This window comes from Pseudemcibacter sp., from assembly GCF_965661635.1.
Lineage (GTDB): Bacteria > Pseudomonadota > Alphaproteobacteria > Sphingomonadales > Emcibacteraceae > Pseudemcibacter.
The window spans coordinates 1-19,262 of record NZ_CBFIEP010000100.1; the positions used below are offsets into that span (position 1 = coordinate 1).

General features: G+C 39.2%; 17 protein-coding genes and 1 other RNA gene. 2 read left to right on the top strand and 16 right to left on the bottom strand.

Translation table 11 applies throughout. The features are described 5' to 3' along the window. Positions 1 to 117: 117 nt before the first annotated feature. The 12 genes from mraY to ACTF6W_RS06895 all read right to left on the bottom strand — a co-directional run bounded on the left by mraY (position 118) and on the right by ACTF6W_RS06895 (position 12,135). Entirely contained in the window at positions 118 to 1,206 is a 1,089-nt protein-coding gene (mraY, locus tag ACTF6W_RS06840) for a phospho-N-acetylmuramoyl-pentapeptide-transferase (protein WP_438993796.1), read from the bottom strand. A gap of 15 nt (positions 1,207 to 1,221) precedes the next feature. Then, entirely contained in the window at positions 1,222 to 2,664 is a 1,443-nt protein-coding gene (locus tag ACTF6W_RS06845; RefSeq protein WP_438993797.1) for a UDP-N-acetylmuramoyl-tripeptide--D-alanyl-D-alanine ligase, read from the bottom strand. Positions 2,665 to 2,678: 14 nt separating this feature from the next. Beyond that, positions 2,679 to 4,151 carry a UDP-N-acetylmuramoyl-L-alanyl-D-glutamate--2,6-diaminopimelate ligase gene (locus tag ACTF6W_RS06850; protein ID WP_438993798.1) on the bottom strand — a complete coding sequence of 491 codons (1,473 nt, stop codon included), beginning with the start codon at positions 4,149 to 4,151 and terminating at the stop codon, positions 2,679 to 2,681. Then, positions 4,148 to 5,857, bottom strand: coding sequence for a peptidoglycan D,D-transpeptidase FtsI family protein (locus tag ACTF6W_RS06855; protein ID WP_438993799.1), 1,710 nt, complete (start codon positions 5,855 to 5,857; stop codon positions 4,148 to 4,150). Before ACTF6W_RS06855 ends, ACTF6W_RS06850 begins: the two co-directional genes overlap by 4 nt. Positions 5,858 to 5,870: 13 nt before the next feature. Further along, the gene (ftsL, locus tag ACTF6W_RS06860) at positions 5,871 to 6,371 is read right to left on the bottom strand and encodes a cell division protein FtsL (RefSeq protein ID WP_438993800.1); all 501 of its coding nucleotides are present in this window, start codon (positions 6,369 to 6,371) and stop codon (positions 5,871 to 5,873) included. After that, positions 6,368 to 7,378, bottom strand: coding sequence for a 16S rRNA (cytosine(1402)-N(4))-methyltransferase RsmH (rsmH, locus tag ACTF6W_RS06865; RefSeq protein WP_438993801.1), 1,011 nt, complete (start codon positions 7,376 to 7,378; stop codon positions 6,368 to 6,370). Before rsmH ends, ftsL begins: the two co-directional genes overlap by 4 nt. Next, entirely contained in the window at positions 7,365 to 7,847 is a 483-nt protein-coding gene (locus ACTF6W_RS06870) for a division/cell wall cluster transcriptional repressor MraZ (RefSeq protein WP_438993802.1), read from the bottom strand. The genes rsmH and ACTF6W_RS06870 overlap by 14 nt, the downstream gene beginning before the upstream one ends. Before the next feature lie 361 nt (positions 7,848 to 8,208). Then, positions 8,209 to 8,511, bottom strand: a complete 303-nt coding sequence (locus ACTF6W_RS06875) for a PilZ domain-containing protein (RefSeq protein ID WP_438993835.1) — start codon at positions 8,509 to 8,511, stop codon at positions 8,209 to 8,211. 95 nt (positions 8,512 to 8,606) lie between these two features. Continuing rightward, positions 8,607 to 8,924, bottom strand: a complete 318-nt coding sequence (locus ACTF6W_RS06880) for a PilZ domain-containing protein (RefSeq protein WP_438993803.1) — start codon at positions 8,922 to 8,924, stop codon at positions 8,607 to 8,609. A gap of 75 nt (positions 8,925 to 8,999) precedes the next feature. After that, a complete protein-coding gene (locus ACTF6W_RS06885) occupies positions 9,000 to 11,228 on the bottom strand; it encodes a DPP IV N-terminal domain-containing protein (protein ID WP_438993804.1) in 2,229 nt (742 codons plus the stop codon). An 86-nt stretch (positions 11,229 to 11,314) separates the two neighbouring features. Beyond that, an RNA gene (rnpB, locus tag ACTF6W_RS06890) (RNase P RNA component class A) lies at positions 11,315 to 11,678 on the bottom strand. Between the two features lie 58 nt (positions 11,679 to 11,736). Continuing rightward, positions 11,737 to 12,135, bottom strand: a complete 399-nt coding sequence (locus tag ACTF6W_RS06895) for a PilZ domain-containing protein (RefSeq protein WP_438993805.1) — start codon at positions 12,133 to 12,135, stop codon at positions 11,737 to 11,739. 134 nt (positions 12,136 to 12,269) lie between these two features. Between ACTF6W_RS06895 and ACTF6W_RS06900 the strand changes: the two genes are divergently transcribed. Further along, the gene (locus ACTF6W_RS06900) at positions 12,270 to 12,479 is read left to right on the top strand and encodes a hypothetical protein (RefSeq protein WP_438993806.1); all 210 of its coding nucleotides are present in this window, start codon (positions 12,270 to 12,272) and stop codon (positions 12,477 to 12,479) included. Here ACTF6W_RS06900 and ACTF6W_RS06905 read toward each other — a convergent pair. From ACTF6W_RS06905 to ACTF6W_RS06915, 3 genes are read right to left on the bottom strand one after another with little or no spacing between them, the layout of a single operon-like run. Then, the gene (locus ACTF6W_RS06905; RefSeq protein ID WP_438993807.1) at positions 12,469 to 13,179 is read right to left on the bottom strand and encodes an N-acetylmuramoyl-L-alanine amidase; all 711 of its coding nucleotides are present in this window, start codon (positions 13,177 to 13,179) and stop codon (positions 12,469 to 12,471) included. The genes ACTF6W_RS06900 and ACTF6W_RS06905 overlap by 11 nt on opposite strands. Then, positions 13,166 to 14,056, bottom strand: coding sequence for a DMT family transporter (locus tag ACTF6W_RS06910; protein ID WP_438993808.1), 891 nt, complete (start codon positions 14,054 to 14,056; stop codon positions 13,166 to 13,168). Before ACTF6W_RS06910 ends, ACTF6W_RS06905 begins: the two co-directional genes overlap by 14 nt. Positions 14,057 to 14,068: 12 nt before the next feature. Further along, positions 14,069 to 14,800, bottom strand: a complete 732-nt coding sequence (locus tag ACTF6W_RS06915) for a TerB family tellurite resistance protein (protein ID WP_438993809.1) — start codon at positions 14,798 to 14,800, stop codon at positions 14,069 to 14,071. A gap of 217 nt (positions 14,801 to 15,017) precedes the next feature. Here ACTF6W_RS06915 and ACTF6W_RS06920 point away from each other — a divergent pair, with 217 nt between their 5' ends. After that, positions 15,018 to 18,590, top strand: coding sequence for a hydantoinase B/oxoprolinase family protein (locus ACTF6W_RS06920; RefSeq protein WP_438993810.1), 3,573 nt, complete (start codon positions 15,018 to 15,020; stop codon positions 18,588 to 18,590). Positions 18,591 to 18,612: 22 nt separating this feature from the next. On the opposite strand, the gene ACTF6W_RS06925 is transcribed toward ACTF6W_RS06920, so the two are convergent. After that, positions 18,613 to 19,242 (bottom strand): transglycosylase SLT domain-containing protein, encoded by a 630-nt coding sequence (locus ACTF6W_RS06925; protein WP_438993811.1) that lies wholly within the window; start codon positions 19,240 to 19,242, stop codon positions 18,613 to 18,615. Positions 19,243 to 19,262 lie beyond the last annotated feature (20 nt).

The window sequence follows — 19,262 nt, forward strand, 5'->3', positions numbered from 1 at the left end:
AACAATTCCGATTGTAATAAGTAATGCAATCGACATTAAAAGCCATCTATCGACTGTCCACCACCATGTGCTCAATACACTATTATCTGTCCTTGAAAATGTTGACATTTTTCCCTCTTATCTCAACTTCAATGTTGCGAGCCCAACAAGCGCAAGCAAAACTGCAATGATCCAAAACCGAATAACAATTGTCGGTTCTGCCCATCCTTTTTTCTCATAATGATGATGTATTGGCGCCATTCTGAAAACACGCTTTCCAGTCAGTTTGAATGACGCAACTTGAACAATGACGGAAACCGTTTCTAAAACAAAAAGCCCCCCGACGATCGCTAATACAATTTCATGTTTTGTAATGACACTAACGGCACCTAATGCACCACCGAGTGACAGGCTTCCAGTGTCACCCATAAATACCATCGCGGGCGGAGCGTTATACCAAAGAAAGCCTAATCCTGCGCCAATGGTAGCAGCCAAAAATACTGCAAGTTCACCCGTTCCCTGAATATAGGTCAGATTTAAATAATCTGTATAAACAACATTTCCGACGACATACGCAATAATTGCAAAGGTTCCAGAAGCAATAATCACAGGAACAATAGCAAGACCATCAAGGCCATCCGTTAAATTGACGCTATTGGATGCGCCAACCAAAACGAATATTGCAAATGGTATCATAAACCACCCAAGATCAACCATCACGTCTTTTAAGAATGGTAATGCAAGTTTACTGCCATATTCTTCACCAGCCGTATTCATAATAATCAAAACAGCCCCTAAAGATATTGCAATTTCCAATAATAATTTAACCTTACCTGAAACACCTGCTGTGCTTGAACGCGTTATTTTTGCATAATCGTCAAGAAACCCTATAAAACCAAGACCCGTTGTCACCAACAAACAGGCCCAAATATAAGGGTTTGATAAATCAGCCCATAAAAGCGTCCCTGCACTTAAGCCTAGCAATATCAAAAAACCACCCATCGTTGGCGTGCCTTGCTTAGTCAAAATGTGACTTTCAGGGCCATCATCACGAATGGGTTGGCCTTTTTTTTGTTTGGCTTTCAACATAAATATAACGCGCGGCCCAAGCAGAAAACTTATAAGAAAGGCAGTAAATAACGATATCCCGGTTCTGAATGTTAAATAATTAAACACATTCAGAGTACCGTAATCATCACTCATAGATGTTAGTAATTCATAGAGCATCTATTTTACCTTTTCTTATCCGTTCATTGCCTGTTTATCTTGGTTGATATCCAAGCATTTTAATTTTTTGACAACATCAAACATTCCACTTGAATTTGACCCTTTAACCATAATGATATCGTGATCATGCAAATCACTTAATAAAGCACGCTCTAGGGCCGCCTTATCATTAAAATAACTCACATAGATTTCTGGATATTGATTATTAACCTGATCAGCCAATTTCTTCATGTGACTGCCGACAAGAAATATACGGTCAACTTCTGCTTCATATAATGTAGATGCTAAACCAATATGCATTTCATCAGCCTGTTCACCAAGCTCTGCCATATCACCAAGAACAGCGATTTTACGCCCTTCCTCGGAACTTTCGCATTCACCAAGTGTTTTAATGGCTGCCTTCATACTTGCTGGATTGGCGTTATAGCTTTCATCTATAAGTAATAATGAAGCATCCGTTGCAATATCATAATAAATACGGTCCCGACGACCACGTCCCGCGAGTGGTGTCAATTCAGCAAGTCCAAGCCCACTTAAACCAAGGTCGGCACCAACCGCATCAACTGCAGCCAATACGGCCATTGAATTCATTACCCAATGATATCCAAGCATGCCAACTTTATAACTCATCGTTCTGCCAGAAATGTCCGCAATAACGCAGCTGCAAGTATCATGAAAATAATGACGCAATACTTTTACATCTGCTTCCTTATGGCTACCAAATGAAATAATCTCACCCACATTTGCCTCAATGGCTCTTGTTTTCAATCTTTCATAATGTGGGTTGTCACGATTAATGATCGCGGTGCCTTTACCATTCAATGTCGTGAATATCTCGGCTTTCGCGTCGGCAATTTCCTCCACATTTTCAAAAAATTCACTATGCGCAAGTTCTACCGTTGTTATAATGCATACGTCCGGACGGACAAGCTTGACGAGTTCACGGATTTCACCGCTATGGTTCATTCCGAGTTCAAAAATACCATATTCCACGTCATAAGGCATACGGGCCAATGACAACGGAACACCAACATCATTGTTGTAACTTAATACGCTCGCATGAGTTTTTTTATAACGTGACAATGCAGCCTTTAAAGCTTCTTTTGTACCAGTTTTACCTACGCTACCTGTTACAGCGATAATCGGAACATCTACACGCGCACGTCCCGCTTTACCAAGGGCAACAAGCGCCTCCATTACATCTGAAACAATGACAAGTTTATCAGGGTCTACACCTTCAACTTTTTTGCTGACGATGGCGCCAGCAGCACCAGAATCAAGTGCGACCTTTACATAAGCATGACCATCAAAATTATCCCCCGTTAACCCAAAAAAGAGATCCCCTTTTTCTATAGAACGACTATCAATGGAAACCCCGTATGAATTCCAACGCGCATTAATGCTCACGTTGAAAACGGCTTCCAATTCTTGTGATGTCCATAGTGGCAATAAACTCATGCCTGACTGCCTTTCTAATTTGCTCTTCTGGTTTCTAAATTATTCTGCTGTTCAGCGGCGACAATCGCCGATCTTACGACGGTGACGTCATCGAATTCATATACGGTATCGCCAATGGTTTGCCCTTGTTCATGACCTTTACCGGCGACCAATAAAATGTCGCCTTCTTCCATTTCAAGTACAGCCCGACGAATGGCGCCAGCACGCTCGCCTGCGTCAATACCTTTAGGGCAGCCCTTCATAATCTCTCGTCTAATTTCAATTGGAAATTCTGAACGAGGGTTGTCGTCTGTTACATAAGCTTTATCGGCAAATTTTTCTGCGATCTCACCCATCACTTTTCTCTTGGCTCGATCACGATCGCCACCGCAGCCAAAGACAACAGATAAATTCCCTCTCACATGGGGTTTCAATGATTTTAACACCGTTTCAAGTGCATCTGGTGTATGGGCATAATCCACATAAATGCGTCCGCCATTCGGATGACGACCAGCTTGTTCCATTCGGCCTCGCACAGGCCTTAAATAAGCTAGCGCCTTAAATGCTTCTTTAACATTGCCACCGCATCCTATAACAAGCCCTAAAGCCATCAGAGCGTTGGATGCTTGAAAATTGCCCACGAGCGGCAGCAAAATATCATGTATTTCTGACTTATAACTCACTGTTATTTCTTGACCTGATGGTGATGATCTTTGATCAAGCAATCTAATATCACCATCATGTCGCCCAACCGTGATAATACGATGGCCACGTTCTTCACAAATTTGCTGCACATCTTTTACCAGTGGGCAATCTACATTAAGAACAGCGGTTCTTTGAGAAGGAAGCAGTTCCGAAAATAAACGTTTTTTTGCCTTAAAATATTCTTCAACCGTTTCATGATAGTCAAGATGGTCATGTGTTAAGTTGGTAAATGCCGCCGCAGAAATATCCACACCTTCAAGTCTATATTGATCTAATCCATGACTTGATGCTTCAAAAACCACATGACTAACATCAAGATCACTTAATTCTTTTAACGCTTGATGAATGACAACAGGATCTGGTGTCGTAAGTCCAGTTCTTTGATCATATCCATCCGCATGGATCCCCAATGTTCCAACGGAGGCCGCCTTAATGCCCATATGGCTCCAAATTTGCTGCGTGAAGAATGCAACCGATGTTTTACCATTCGTACCTGTAACAGCAGCAATATTTGACGGTTGGTCTTGGAAAAAACGAGAAACATATTTTGGGAAGACTTGTGCCGGATTTTCGTGGGTTAACCAAATAACATCTTGATTTTGGGTTCTTGCGTCTTCAATGCAAAGTATTGCAATCGCTCCCGCTGCGATGGCATTATCGATGAAATCCGCACCATTAAATTTTAATCCAGGCAGCGCAACGAACATAAACCCTTTTTCAACCTTACGGCTATCAGCAGTAATGCCTTTAATATCGACATCATAGAGTTCATCATTATTATTTAAAATTTCTTTTAAATTCATTCTTCCGTTCCGGACACTAGCATCATTTCTTCAAATTCAATGTCGTTCGTTTGTGCTGGCTTAATCCCCATTAATGGGCCTACTTTTCTGATAATATTGCCAACCATGGGTGCGGCGGTCCAACCGCCAGACGCCATATTAAATGTCTCTTTAATGCCGTGAGGTTCATCAAGCATTGCAAAAATTACATACTGCGGATCATTAATTGGAAAGGCCGCAACAAAAGAAGAAATAATCTCTTTTTTATAACCTCTAAAGCCATCGCCTTTTTCAGCTGCTTTATTGGCTGTTCCCGTTTTACCGCCAATCAAATATCCGTCTACTTTTGCGCTTTTTCCGGTACCAAACTCCACCACCAAATGCATAAGGTTTCTCATAACTTCACTAGTTTCTGGTGAAATGACCTGGAACTCATCCTGCTCATAAGACACTGTTTGAACTTGTTTTGCATCTTTTCTGATTAAGGTGGCAGGATTAAGGCGTCCGCCATTAATCATGGCCGCAACACCACTGGCTAAATGAAGTGGCGTAACCGCTATACCGTGCCCATAAGACGTGGTAACAAGCTCTGTAGGGCCCCATTGGTAAGGTAGTATGGGGTTCCCTTTTTCATGAATTTCAATATCAGTTTTTCTAAATAAACCTAATTTCTCGAAGAATTCTTTTTGCCCATCCACACCAATTTCTTGTGCCATTTTGAGTGTACCAATGTTAGATGAATAAACATAAATTTCAGGTACGCTTAACCATCTATTTTTAGCATGGTCATCATGGATGGTAAAACCTGATACGCGCACAGGTTTTGACGCATCATAACCACCCCCTAAGTCAACAACATTACTTTCTAGTCCAGATGCAATAGTAAAGGTTTTAAAACCGGAACCTAATTCATAAACCCCTTGCAGGATTTGATTAAACCGACTTGGGTCAGTCGGGTCATTATTTTCATTTGGATCAAAATCAGGCAATGACGACAGGGCCAAAACTTCACCCGTTTTTGCATCTAAGATTAATCCCGCTCCGCCTTTGGCAGAGAATTTTTCCATATAATTATTTAGTTCCTGATTTAAAATATGTTGAAGTCTAATATCAATCGAAAGCTCTAATGGCTCTTCGGAACATAGCGGATCAGAAAGACGTTCATTAAAATACAATTCTACACCCGCAGAAGGCTGATTATCAACACCAACAGAACCTAAAACGTGTGATACAAGACTTCCATGAGGGTAAATTCTTTTTTCTGCATCCGAAAATACTAAACCAGGCTCACCAAGCTTATTGATTTCAAACATTTGCTTCGGCGTTAGTTTTCTTTTTATCCAGGCATGGCGGCGTTCGGAAGTTAATGTTGCTAGAATATCATCGCGTTTAAGGCTCGGAAGCACCTCTTTTATCCGATATGATAATAATTCTGGATCATTAATTTTATGAGGATTAACACCTAATGATGGCGTCTTTAAATTTGTAGCAAGAACAACACCATTTCTATCAACAATATCTGCTCTCGCCATCAACAGGGCATTATTCGCACTAGCTGTTCTGTAGCCAATTTCTTTATTTGCTTGAAAAACACCGACTGAAACCAACTTGAAACTTAATGTGACAAAGCCAAGCGCAAATAAAGCCATCACAATAATCATGCGATTTCGAACAACCTCTATTGCTCCCTGGCGTACGCCTTCCACTCGCAAGTCAATTGGTTTCACTTTTCTTATCCTTTTAATTACCTATTTTGGCTAAAATTCGATCATAGAGACTCAATGTCTCAGGCACATCTCTCTTAACTTCTTCTTTTTCTTTTGTTGCATCAAAATCTATCGCCACAACTTGCTCACCATTTGACGGGTAAATAGGAGCTTTACTTACAGCAGAAGGGTCTGGTTTTGGGCGCGGTAAAAATGGTTTAAAGTTATCTATAGGCAAGCTAACCAATTGAACATTTTCTCTTTCGCTTAATTCCTTAACATCAGAAACCATTTGTTCATTCGTTGTGGATGCAAGAACCAGATGTCTTTTGCTTAAACGTTCTATACGTTCTGGCCGTGACAAATATGCCATCTCGGCCTTCAGAACTTTTATTGCCTCTCGGTCTTTAAGTATTTTAGAGCTAATTGTGCGCTTTTCTTCTTCAAGGTCGTATGTTCCCTGCTTTAAATTATAAACAGCAGCTGTAGAAATAATGACTGTCAAAACTGTAAATAGTGCGAATAATTTTATCATGCCGCAAATTCCTTTTGCCAAACTGGCGCATCTGTTCTGATGGCCGCTCTTAATTTTGCTGAACGGGAACGTGTATTATTTTTGATTTCTTCTTGAGATGCTTTTTTTCCACCGCGGAACAACATTTCAAATGAAGGTGGGTTTTGCTCCAATTCCCCTGCCGGCATATGACGTGAACCTCGCGATGCTTCACCACTTCTAATTTTGAAAAATTCTTTTACTATTCGGTCCTCTAATGAATGAAATGTAACAACACATAAACGACCGCCCGGTGATAAAATATTTTCAGCTGCAACTAGCGCCCTCTTTAATTCACCAAGCTCATCATTGACAAAAATTCTTAACGCTTGAAATGTTCTAGTTGCGCCATGAATTTGCTTTTTACCTTTTTTATACTTAGGTCCACCAACCGCAGCTTCAACCACTTTTGAAAGTTCTAAAGTTCTTGTGAAATTCTTCTCTTCACGAGCTTTAACGATTGCTTTTGCTACACGTCTTGACGCTCTTTCTTCACCATATTGATAAATTATATTGGCCAACTCTTCTTCTTCAGTATTGTTAACAACATCTGCTGCCGTCATGCCATGGTCACTCATGCGCATATCAAGAGGTCCATCTTGCATGAATGAAAAACCACGCTCCGCCTGGTCAAGCTGCATTGAAGAAACGCCAATATCCAATACTATGCCGTCCACATAATTTTGACCTTGTGCTTCAAGTAAAGATTTCATTTCCGAAAAACACCCTTGAAGAAGATCAAACTTTCCAGGGTACATGCTTTTTAATTTATTTGCAGTCGCAACAACATTTGAATCTCTGTCTATTGCCCAAAGCATTGAAACATTTTTTTCTAAGATCGCTCGACTATACCCCCCTGCACCAAATGTGCCGTCAACATATGTCTTATCTTTTTCAAGTGAAAGCGCCTCTAACACTTCATTAAGCATTACAGATATATGATCAGAACTTTGATAATCGCGCAGAGCATCATGCTTATCGGCGACCATGATCTCCTCCATCATCCTTATCCACACGAAAACGTAACATAGATCTTTTTTCTTTGACCTTATGACGCGCTTTATCCAATTCTTGCTTGAACGCTTCCGGTTCCCAAATTTGAAAAGTTTTTCCTTTGCCGGCAAAAGTGGCATATTCTGTAATGCCCGCAAACTCCATTAATTCTTGTGGCAATATAATTCTGCCATTTCCATCGAACGTTAATTCAACCAACCCTGACATAAGGGCAAGACTAAATTCTTCATGTTCATCTGAATAAGGAGCAAATCCATCTAAGCTATCATTTACTTTTTCTATGTGAAGAAGGTCACAACACTCAATCGCATCGTGATTAACGGCCTGATAAGCGACAATCGATTTCTGAAACCCACTAGGAAGAGCTGCGCGGAATTGTGCAGGCACAGAAACGCGCCCTTTCCGGTCCACCTTATTGGTGTATTTAGACATAAATAATGGCATTTAGTCGTCCAGCAAATCTTAATTTGTTTTTAATTTGATTGCAGTGGAAATTTCGCCCCATTGCTACCCTTAAATGGAATATCATGGGATATTATGCCCGTCAATGGGATTTAATATGAATTAAATGGGATTAAAAAATTATTAATTGCGGAAATTAAATATAAAAGTACTTATTTTTCAAATACTTAAATAAATATACGCCCTCGCATATAAACGTAAATGCAAACACAACAAAAATGCCATAAATGGGTTTTTATGGGATAAAGGATAAAAAAGCACTTAAATGTGCATAAAATAGGACTAAGACTCGGGTTTTCATAGAGAATCGGGGAAAGTGGGAAAATATTTGATGTGACTTAAATTATAATCGGTCGCCGAGCGATCCAAAGATCGTTTTCACGCGGTCAGGTGGGTATTTAAATTCTAAGCCGATAAAGCCATTCTCAGCCCAAGATACTTTAGAAGGTATTTTAGGGTTACCTTTAATTTCAATGTCAAAATCTGCCCCTCTTTCGAGAGGAATGTTTAATTTAATTTTAGCACCATAAAGTGAAAGGTCATAAGTAACAGCATCAAATAAGTAGCTGCCTACATCAATACTTGATTTCAAAAGAACATTTTGTCTTTTGCTTTTACGCTGCTTAAATTCAGAATTATCGTTAATAACTAAATTCCCATCTTCTTAACCATTTTTAACCCCTTACTTTTTTATAAGACAATCTTTTTAAAAGTCATAGCAAAAAAGTAAGCGCTACTATCTTATGATAAATTTGTTGTGATGCCGCTTAGATGCTCTTTTATTTTTTGCGGTCTATCATTGAAATTTAATCCAACGTATCCAGCTGAAACCCATACGACCTTCGCTATGTGTTGAAGGTTATCTTCGAAATTAATACTTACATTTTCATTTTCAAATATTGGAGCATCAACTTTCAAACGCACACCACCTAATGAAACATCATATGCAGTACAAGAAAATAATTTACCGTTCACATCAACTGAAACATTAAGCTTAACAGCACGTCTTTTATGCTTACGAACGGCCTTAGACGCTTTTTTCATATCATCAAAAGTCATACTAATCCTTTTCAGGTTTTACCCTTTAAGGATATATTCAATCCGTTAACAAAAATTTAACGTTTTTTTTCAGCACTATTTTAGATGGTCATCAAAATAACGTTTCATCGTTTCATAGACATGCCTGCGGCGCATTCGGTCGCTTCCCAAACGATGTGTTTGACCAGGGTACGCCATAAAGTCAAACTGGATTGCTTTTTGCTGCATTTCATCAAGTAACATACTGGTATGGTTAAATAAAACATTATCATCCGCCATACCATGAAGGACTAAAAGTTTACCTTTTAAACCTTCTACATATGGGAAGACGCTGCTTTTATCATAGACATCTTTCCCACCTTCAGTATGACCTAGAAAACGTTCAGTATAATGCGTATCATATAAACGCCAATCGGTAACAGGAGCACCAGAAACACCCGCCTTAAATACATTGGGTGCCGTAAACATGCTCATTAAAACCATATATCCACCGTAACTATGTCCCTGCACACCGACATTTTCCATATCAATAAAATCAAGTGTTTTTAAATACTCTGCACCCGCAACTTGATCTTCAACTTCGTATTTACCCATATGACGATACACTGCCCCAGCAAACTTAGTTCCCTTGTTCGACGTCCCTCTATTATCAAGTGTGAAGACAACATATCCATCCTGCGCCCATACTTGATGTAATAAATTTCCCCAAGATTTCCGAACCAGTTGCGATCCAGGACCACCATATAGCGCAAAGATAACCGGGTATTTCTTACCCTTTTCCATATTCGCAGGTTTATACATTTGGTAATGTAGTTCATCTCCATCATTATTTTCGATTACGCCAAACTCAGGATAAATATGACTTTGCTTGTACGCATAATATGGGTGCCCTTGCTTCAATTGATTTTCTTCAATCCACATCAACCGAGAGCCATCCATATTGTGGATAGACACTTGAGGTGGCGTTTCTGGATTAGAAAAATTATCAATATAACTCTGACCACCCCCGGCGATAGAAACTGTATGCCAGCCCGCTCTTTTTGAAATCTTTTTAGGTTTTTTTTCCTTATTACTATTTAAAGGCACACTATATAAATGCCTTTCAAGATAATCGGTGGCGTTACCAATAAAATAAACCTCACCCTTTTCTTCATTCGCAGCGATAGACCCATTAACAACCCAATCACCATCGGTTAATTGGTTAATTAATGACCCATCGTTCTTATAGTGATAAATGTGGCTAAAGCCGCTGCGCTCAGATTGCCATAAGAACTCATAACCATTTTTTAAAAATGTTAAGCCATGATTTAAATTTATCCAAGTATCAGATGTTTCCATTATCACTGAGCGCGTACTTGCCGTGTTCGCATCAGCAAAAATAAGCTCTAGCTTTGTTTGTCCTCTATTTTCTTTCTGAAAAAAAACTCCACTACTATCAGGTACCCATTTCACTCGCGGTAAATAAACATCTTCTTCATCACCAAGGTCCACCCATTTCGTTTCACCCGATGAAAGCTCAAGGATACCCAATTTAACGGTTACGTTTTTACTACCTGCACGTGGATAACGTTCCCTAAGAACATTAAACCCGTCACGCACTATTTCATATCTGCCACGCTCATCGATATTTTTTTCATCAAATTGAATATAAGCGATATACTTTTCATCATTTGACCACCAATAACCAGTGTCACGGTCCATTTCTTCCATTGCAATAAACTCAGCAACACCATTTTTTATGGTCGGAGAATTAGACATAGTTAAGGTTTTGTGGGACTTCGTTTTTACATCAACAACGTGAATATTATCGTTTTCAATGTAAGACACATAATTTCCATTAGGTGAAAAACGACTGTCTAATTCATATTCTGGATTGTTCGTTAGCCTGTTTGTTTTTCTATCATTTAAGGAATATTCATATAAATCACCACCAAGCGGGAAAAGCAATTTATCGCCCTCTCTAGACCATGAAAAATCTACGATTCCTAAATTTGTGATCCGCATTCTTTCACGGCGCCCGCGTTCTTCTTCGGAAAGTTCTTCTTCTCCCCCTGTTATGTCACTCGCCTTTACAAGTAACTGTGCTTTTTTCTCGGCTAGATTATATTCCCATAAATCTAACACACGAGCATCTTCATCACTGCTTTTTAAAAATGTAACTCGTGCGCCGTCCGGTGAAAATTTTAAGCCTCTAGGAACAGAGCCATTTAAACTACCGTTTTCAGTAATTTCTTTAATCGTAAGACCATCACTCGCTTTTGCAGAAAAAGCAGCGAATGAAGCTGAAATAAATACGATTTTTAAAAATATTCTCATGGCTGACATCAGTTGTTCCCTATTAATTGATTAAAACTCATGGATGTTAGCAATGATAAAAAATCAAATCCACTGAAATAAATAAGAAAAAGAAAAATGTCAGATGGCCTATAAGCCGGGTTCTGTCCAATGGTTGCCCATTTGTAAGATCATTCATCTAGAACTTTTGTTACCAAAAGCTTCATGCAATCAACCCGAACGACACTTCAGAAGAAAGCGGCCGAAGCCTGTCGTTCCTATTCGATTTTGCACCTGGTGGGGTTTACCATGCCCTTTTTGTCACCAAAAAGGCGGTGCGCTCTTACCGCACCCTTTCACCCTTACCTGCCGAGCAGGCGGTTTACTTTCTGTGGCACTATCCCTGAAGTTACCTTCGCTGGCCATTAACCAGCACCATTCTTCTGTGGTGCCCGGACTTTCCTCTCCTGCTCATGCAGCAGCGATCTTCCAGCCATCTGACAGGTACTTCTATCCTTTTTTTGATTAAACATGCAAGAGAAACGACTTAAAAAGTCATCTATTTCAGTCTCTCCGCATAATCCCCAAACATATTTTCAATATATGAAACGTCTTCTACGAACTTTAATCCAACAAATGCATCCGCATGCCAAGATACAAGTGCTTCGGTAAATTCAAAATCTTTAATTTTAATATTTACTTTGGCCCCTGTCGCTAAAGGCAGATCAAGCTTTAATCTTACGCCACCAAGTGAAATATCATAAAGCATACACTTGAATTCAAACTCATTCACAATCAATACGGCAGGCCACACAACAGTGCGCCTTTTAAACGATCGCAATGATACCAAACCGTCCTTGACATTATTAGCATTAGCGGCTTTCGTTTCCTTGGCTTTTTTATTTTTACGTGCCATTTTTCGAGCTTCCATTTTCTCTAACTCTCTACGATCACTCACTTGTTTACTGAAAACTTACTCGATTATATTCAAATAAAGTTACTAAAATATCAATATTTAATATTTTTTTACTGGAAATTACCTTACATCTCGGGCAGATTGGGCAAAATTAGTCTTTAAATAGAAGAAATCCTATGAATAAAAGAAATATTTTCCTAATTCCAATGATTACAATATGCTCATTATTTTTAATCAGCGGTTGTGGAAAAAAAGGGATTGTTATTAAAAATGGTCCCGCTGGCCCTAACACTGGCGATTTAATTGACCCTTTGCCGGATAGTTTAGTAGGTGATAAAGAAAACTCTCGTCATAGCAACGAAACACTAAAGCCAGTTATAAATTAGATTTCTGCTCTAGTAAATTTTCTAATATTTTATATGTTTCTCTATCGATATTACCATCAATGTTGCTTGGACGAAAATGACGCTGAAAAGCAGTCGTTATTTCACTTGTGTTTCCGTCAACACCATCAATATCATAACCATATTTCGACAAGTTTTTAAGAAAATCATTTGCATTTTCTTTTTCAATTAATATGTCTTTATCTTTGGTAACCCAAACGCCAATGCCTTCCTTAGACAAGCTCTCCCAATCAAATAACTCACCTGGATCGATTTTTCTTCGCCACGCAATGTCGCTGTGGCCCAAAACATGCCAGGGTTTAATTTGATGTCTTTTTATAATGTCCTTTGAAAGCGATATAACGGATTTCATTTGCGCTTCTGGGAAAGGCTTATAAACACTCTCATATCCCGGATAAGGGTGCCCCGAATTAACAATTTCAATCCCAATGGAAAGATCGTTTAGTCCAACATCATCTTCCCATTTGGATATCCCCGCATGCCATGCTCTTTTTTCTTCATTAACCAATAAGAATATTTCACCATCTTCTTCTATAAGATAATGTGCACTTACCTTTGCTTCTTTTGAACAAAGCCTCTCTAATGCTTCTTTACCGGTTGCCATTCCCGTATAATGCAGTATCAAATATTTGATTTTACCATTCTGACGTTCATCGAAATTTGGTGATTTAACAACCTTCATTTGCTATCACCTTTGAACGTCTTTTTAATTGCCAATCACGATAATGAATTATACCTAATCCGCTAAGTGTAACCGCAGCTCCCGCAATAAATTTAAGTGTTATGACTTCATCTAAGAAAATCACGGCTGAAATCGTTGCAAAAACAGGAACGCTGACCATAGAGGGGGAAATCAATGTTACAGGATACCGTCTTAATAAATAATTCATTCCGCCATATCCAACAATTGTCGAAAGAATTGACGTATATAAGACCATGGAAATACCAACAATATCAAGATTTTCAATTTGTGAGATATGGTTTTCTTCAAAAATTAATGTCATGAGCAAAAACACCGGTACGCTATAAAATGAAACCCAAGCTTGTGTTTGAAAAACCGGAATAGCTGTCATTTTTCGCATTAGAATAACACCTAATGAATATAATATCGTGGCGGCTAATATGACTAATACGGCCGACCCTTCTTCTAAAATTGCGGGCTCTAATGTTATAATCAAGACACCTATAAATGAAACAACAACCCCACCGGAACGCCAGTAGCTCATCTTTTCAGATAAGAAAAAATGAGCCAGAATTAACGTTATTGGAATATTCATTTGAACCACAACAGACATTGCAGAAACATGATTGGTTAAATCCATACCCAAAAATACAAGAGCAAATTGAAACCCACCAATAAAATTACCAAGTACGAATAATTTGAACATAGAACCGGGTAATATTTTTAACCACGGCAATAAGCATACCAAAACAATCGCAAACCTAATGAGACCGAAAAGATATGGGTCCAGCTGCTCTAATCCGATTTTCATCACGGCGAAATTCACGCCCCATATAAAGCAAACAAATAATGCAAATAGTGCAAATCGGATTGGCATCAAATATTTCCTTTAGTTAATACCGCGAATTTTACAAATCTTATCATACGCATCATTGATCGCCGACATTTTCTCATTTGCCACGTCAATTAATTCTTCCGGCACACCTTGAGCCATCAATAAATCGGGATGATGTTCTTTAATTTGTTTACGGTAAGCGGCCTTTACGGCGGCATCATCGGCATTGTGATCAATACCAAGAATAGTATATGGGTCGCTCTGATCAGGACCCATATGGCTTTCGCGAATACGTACAAATTCATTTTCAGGAAAATTGAAAATTTTTGCAACCTGCTGCAAATATTCCATCTCTGCCGGATGCATGACACCATCGGCCATCGCAATATGAAAAAGCAAGTCAATGACCTGCTCCAGAACTGCCGGTTGATTATGAAATTGTCTATAAAGTTGTGTCGCATATCCTTCAAAGCCGGTGACTTCTTTTTTCGCCATATCAAAGAACCAACCGACTTTTTTTGCTTCACTTGGAGAAACATGAAATGATTTTTTAAAAACATCAATTTCATCGCGTGTGACAACGCCATCGGCCTTGGCCATTTTTGCACATAATGCAATAAATCCAGCTGCAAAAACAGCCTGCTCTTGCGAGGCCCCTATTTGTTCTCGGGTTGCCTTACTCGCTTTGCCAGCATAATGAACAGCAGCAGCCCCTAGTAAAGCACCAATTGGCCCTCCTAAGGCCATGCCTGCAGCACCGCCTAGAATTGTTCCCCATATAGACATTTTTAATTCCTTGAATTTAATACTTGAAAGACAGTATCAACATATGTGCCATTTGATAAAAGTCACATATAAGTCGATAATTCAACATAATTCTGCGATGAAATGAAAAAAAGAAAATGAAGTGAAAATCTATATTTAAAATTGGCATTATAATTTGATTGAAAATCATTATGATGTAAACTTAATATCTTTAGCATTTACAAAAATTAATTTTCCTATGAATGATAACAATAAATGGCAGTTTTGGATTGATCGAGGGGGTACTTTTACGGATGTTGTGGCCCGTGACCCTAATGCTCAAGTAGCATCCTTAAAATTACTTTCCGAAAATACGGCTCAATATGATGATGCCGCCGTAGAAGCAATAAAAAGGCTTACAGGAACTGACGCGGATCAACAAATTGATCCTAATAATATTGAATCAATCAAAATGGGAACAACTGTCGCCACCAACGCTTTATTGGAACGAAAAGGTGATCCTACCTTACTCTTGATAACAAAAGGATTTAAAGACGCTTTAAGAATTGGCTATCAAGCGCGACCCCGCCTATTTGATTTAAATGTCGAACTTCCAGAACAGCTATACGAGCAGGTCATAGAAGTTGATGAAAGAATTGGACCGGATGGTGACATCATCACGCCTTTAAACCTTGAAAATATCCGTAAAGATTTAGAAACGGCCTTACGCAACGGAATAACATCAATTGCAATCGTGACCATGCATGGATATCGATATCCAAACCATGAAAATAAGCTCGCTGATTTAGCGGAAGAAATTGGCTTTAAGCAAATTTCTACGAGCCATAAAACAAGCCCGCTTATGAAATTGGTGGGGCGCGGCGATACAACTGTGGTAGATGCCTATTTAAGTCCAATTTTAAAAAGGTACATTGAAAAGATAGAAGATAAAGTCGGAAATATCCCCCTTTATTTTATGCAATCAAATGGCGGCTTAGCAAATTCAAAACATTTCCATGGCAAGGATGCCATACTTTCTGGTCCAGCCGGCGGTATTGTCGGTGCCGTTAGAACAGCAAGCCACAGTGGATATGATAAAATCATCGGTTTTGATATGGGCGGCACATCAACAGATGTTAGCCATTATAACGGTGAATATGAACGTGCCTATGAAACCGTCGTTGCAGGTGTTCGAATGCGAACCCCTATGATGAATATTCATACTGTGGCCGCCGGCGGCGGATCCATTTTGCATTATGATGATCAGCGTTTTCGCGTTGGACCGGATAGCGCGGGTGCATATCCAGGGCCGGCCTGTTACCGAAATGATGGACCACTAACTGTAACTGATTGCAATCTTTTACTTGGGTTTATTCTGTCTGAATATTTTCCAAAATCATTTGGTGAAAATTCTGACCAAGGTGTCGATATTGATATTGTTAAAGCGAAATTTAATGAGTTCAAAAGCGCGACTGATAACAATATTGAAGAAGTCGCCGATGGGTTTCTTAATATCGCTATAGAGAATATGGCAGCAGCAATCAAAAAAATATCTACGGAAAAAGGATATGATGTACGTGATTATACACTTGTCAGCTTCGGAGGTGCAGGGGGCCAGCATGCCTGTAAAATTGCCGACACCCTTGGGATCAAAAGAATATTCCTCCACCGTTTTGCCGGTGTTTTAAGTGCTTTTGGCATGGGGCTCGCTGACTTACGCACCATTAAAGAAGAAACGATCGAAAAAAGACTTTCCGATGAAAGTGAAAAAATCATTGAAGAAACAGCGACACGATTAACAAGAGAAACGAAAGCAAAACTAATTGATCAAAATGTGAAAGAAATAAATTTCTCAAGCAAAGCTCACATTAAATATAACGGTAGTGATAGTACAATTGAAGTGGACATCGCATCGACACAATCGATGAAAGCACAATTCGAGAACCTCCATAAAAAACAATTTGGGTTTATATCACCAGATAAAGAATTAATAATTGAAAAATTGACTATAGAAGCATTTGGTGGCGCCAGTGATGTTAAACTTGAAAAGCAAAACCCAGATGGAAAACTTAGCATTGAAAGAACAAAAGTTTACAGTAAAGGAGAATGGCTGGAAGCCAGTGTTATTCATAGAAATGAAATAGGTACACGATTAAAAGAAATTACAGGTCCAGCCATCATTCGTGAAGATCATGGTACTAACTATCTCGAGTTAGGATGGAAAGCCCATAATGATCAGGAAAATAATCTTATATTTGAAAGAGTAGAAGAATTAGAAAGAAATCATGCCATTGGGACCGATGTTGATCCCATACAATTAGAAATATTCAATAATTTATTTATGTCAATTGCCGAACAAATGGGGGCAGTTTTAGAAAATGTTGCCCATTCCGTTAATATGAAAGAACGTCTTGATTTTTCGTGCGCCTTATTTGATAAAAATGGAAACCTTGTCGCCAACGCCCCACATATGCCTGTACACCTTGGATCTATGGGTAAGAGTATACAAACCATAATTCATAACCGAAATGGTGTTATGTCGCGTGGTGATGTTTATATGTTAAATGACCCATATAACGGAGGAACCCATTTACCGGATATTACAGTGATATCTCCTTGGTTTGAAAAAGATGCAGATTTTCCCTCGTATTATGTTGCCACTCGAGGGCATCATGCAGATATTGGCGGAATAACGCCCGGGTCGATGCCGCCCACGTCCAAAAATATTAATGAAGAAGGCATTTTATTTGACGACTTTCTACTTGCCGAAAATGGTGTCTTTAAAGAAAAAGAATTAAAAGATGCTTTACTGTCATCCGAATATCCTGCACGAAATCCTGAACAAAATATTGCAGATTTAAAAGGACAAATTGCCGCCAACGAAAAGGGGTTAAGTGAGCTTGACCGCATCACAAGTCATTACGGCGAAGAAACCGTCACAGCTTATATGAACCATGTACAAAATAATGCGGAAGAAGCCGTAAGGCGTGTCATCTATAAATTAAATAATGCCGAATATGATTATCCATTAGATAACGGTGCCCACATTCGAGTAAAAGTGACGGTTGATAAAACCAATAGAAGCGCAAAATTAAATTTTAACGGCACCAGCCCAGAACTTGATAATAATTTTAATGCCCCATTGGCCATCTGTCACGCCGCCGTTCTATATGTATTAAGATGCATGGTTGACGATGATATTCCATTAAATCAGGGATGCTTAAAACCAGTTGAAATAATTGTGCCTGATAAAACACTTTTAAATCCATCACCTCCCCATGCCGTTGTCGCTGGAAACGTTGAAACGTCACAGGCAATTGTCAATTGTCTGTTCCTTGCCTTTGGTGCTATGGCGGCATCACAAGGAACAATGAATAATTTTACATTTGGCAATGATGATATCCAATATTATGAAACCATTGCCGGTGGCATGGGCGCAACCGACAAAAACAATGGCGCAAGCGCCATTCAAAGTCATATGACAAATAGTCGTTTAACTGACCCTGAAGTGTTAGAATGGCGATATCCTGTTATTTTGAAAGAGTTTAAAATCAGAGAGAATAGTGGTGGCAAGGGTAATTTTAATGGTGGTGATGGCGTTGAACGTCGAATTCAATTTTTAGAAGATATGCAGGCAGCCATTATTTCAAACAACCGTAACATATCACCAATGGGCCTTAACGGAGGCGAAGATGCCGCACGCGGTGAAAATTGGCTTTATACAGCAGACGGTAATATTAAATCACTCGGCAGTGCAGAAGAAGTTACTGTCAATAAAGGTGATGTATTTATTATTAAAACGCCCGGCGGTGGGGGCTATGGTAGTTCATAAAAAGTAAAATGAATGACTATTATTAAAACGGCCAAAGAGAGAAACCACTACCTAAATCTTCTTCGCAACCTTGAAGCTGTGCGGCGTAGGTTTTAGAATAACCATCTACTTTTTTTGCCACACCCATCAACCATTTTTTCTTTAAATATGTTTTACGTTTAAAACCGCCATGTCCTTCGTGATAAGCAAGATATTGATTATAGGCATCCCATTTGGAAATTCCGAGTGTACGCTGGGAAATAGTACTATACCAGCCAACAAAATCTGCCGCATCTTCAAAACGGTCACGGTCGGCGCCATGATTGCCAGTTTGATCCATATACCATTCCCATGTGGAATCTTTCACTTGAGCATATCCGTAGGCGCTGGACTTACGGCCCCATGGAATTACCCATAAAAGATAATTACGGCCCGGTTTAGCATCATGCTGAAAACTACTTTCCTGACGTATTATTGCCAGTTGCACATGAATTGGCGTACCGTATTTTTCACGAACACGTTTAGTTGCTTTATACCAGTCGCTTTTTTCATCAAGAATAGAGCAACTATTGGCAACATTTTTAGGGGGCGTGGTCGCACATCCCGCCACGGCGAGTATCACTGCCGCTATGATCGCTTTGCTTTTCATAGTGTCTAAAGAATCAAAAGTCATAATAGAAGTCAAGTTATATA

Bases quoted from the DNA above. Each gene is read 5' to 3' on its own strand.
- mraY (WP_438993796.1), bottom strand. From the start codon at position 1,206: ATGCTCTATGAATTACTAACATCTATGAGTGATGATTACGGTACTCTG.
- ACTF6W_RS06845 (WP_438993797.1), bottom strand. From the start codon at position 2,664: ATGAGTTTATTGCCACTATGGACATCACAAGAATTGGAAGCCGTTTTC.
- ACTF6W_RS06850 (WP_438993798.1), bottom strand. From the start codon at position 4,151: ATGAATTTAAAAGAAATTTTAAATAATAATGATGAACTCTATGATGTC.
- ftsL (WP_438993800.1), bottom strand. From the start codon at position 6,371: ATGATAAAATTATTCGCACTATTTACAGTTTTGACAGTCATTATTTCT.
- rsmH (WP_438993801.1), bottom strand. From the start codon at position 7,378: ATGGTCGCCGATAAGCATGATGCTCTGCGCGATTATCAAAGTTCTGAT.
- ACTF6W_RS06870 (WP_438993802.1), bottom strand. From the start codon at position 7,847: ATGCCATTATTTATGTCTAAATACACCAATAAGGTGGACCGGAAAGGG.
- ACTF6W_RS06880 (WP_438993803.1), bottom strand. From the start codon at position 8,924: ATGACTTTTGATGATATGAAAAAAGCGTCTAAGGCCGTTCGTAAGCAT.
- ACTF6W_RS06885 (WP_438993804.1), bottom strand. From the start codon at position 11,228: ATGTCAGCCATGAGAATATTTTTAAAAATCGTATTTATTTCAGCTTCA.
- ACTF6W_RS06900 (WP_438993806.1), top strand. From the start codon at position 12,270: ATGAATAAAAGAAATATTTTCCTAATTCCAATGATTACAATATGCTCA.
- ACTF6W_RS06905 (WP_438993807.1), bottom strand. From the start codon at position 13,179: ATGAAGGTTGTTAAATCACCAAATTTCGATGAACGTCAGAATGGTAAA.
- ACTF6W_RS06910 (WP_438993808.1), bottom strand. From the start codon at position 14,056: ATGCCAATCCGATTTGCACTATTTGCATTATTTGTTTGCTTTATATGG.
- ACTF6W_RS06915 (WP_438993809.1), bottom strand. From the start codon at position 14,800: ATGTCTATATGGGGAACAATTCTAGGCGGTGCTGCAGGCATGGCCTTA.
- ACTF6W_RS06920 (WP_438993810.1), top strand. From the start codon at position 15,018: ATGAATGATAACAATAAATGGCAGTTTTGGATTGATCGAGGGGGTACT.
- ACTF6W_RS06925 (WP_438993811.1), bottom strand. From the start codon at position 19,242: ATGACTTTTGATTCTTTAGACACTATGAAAAGCAAAGCGATCATAGCG.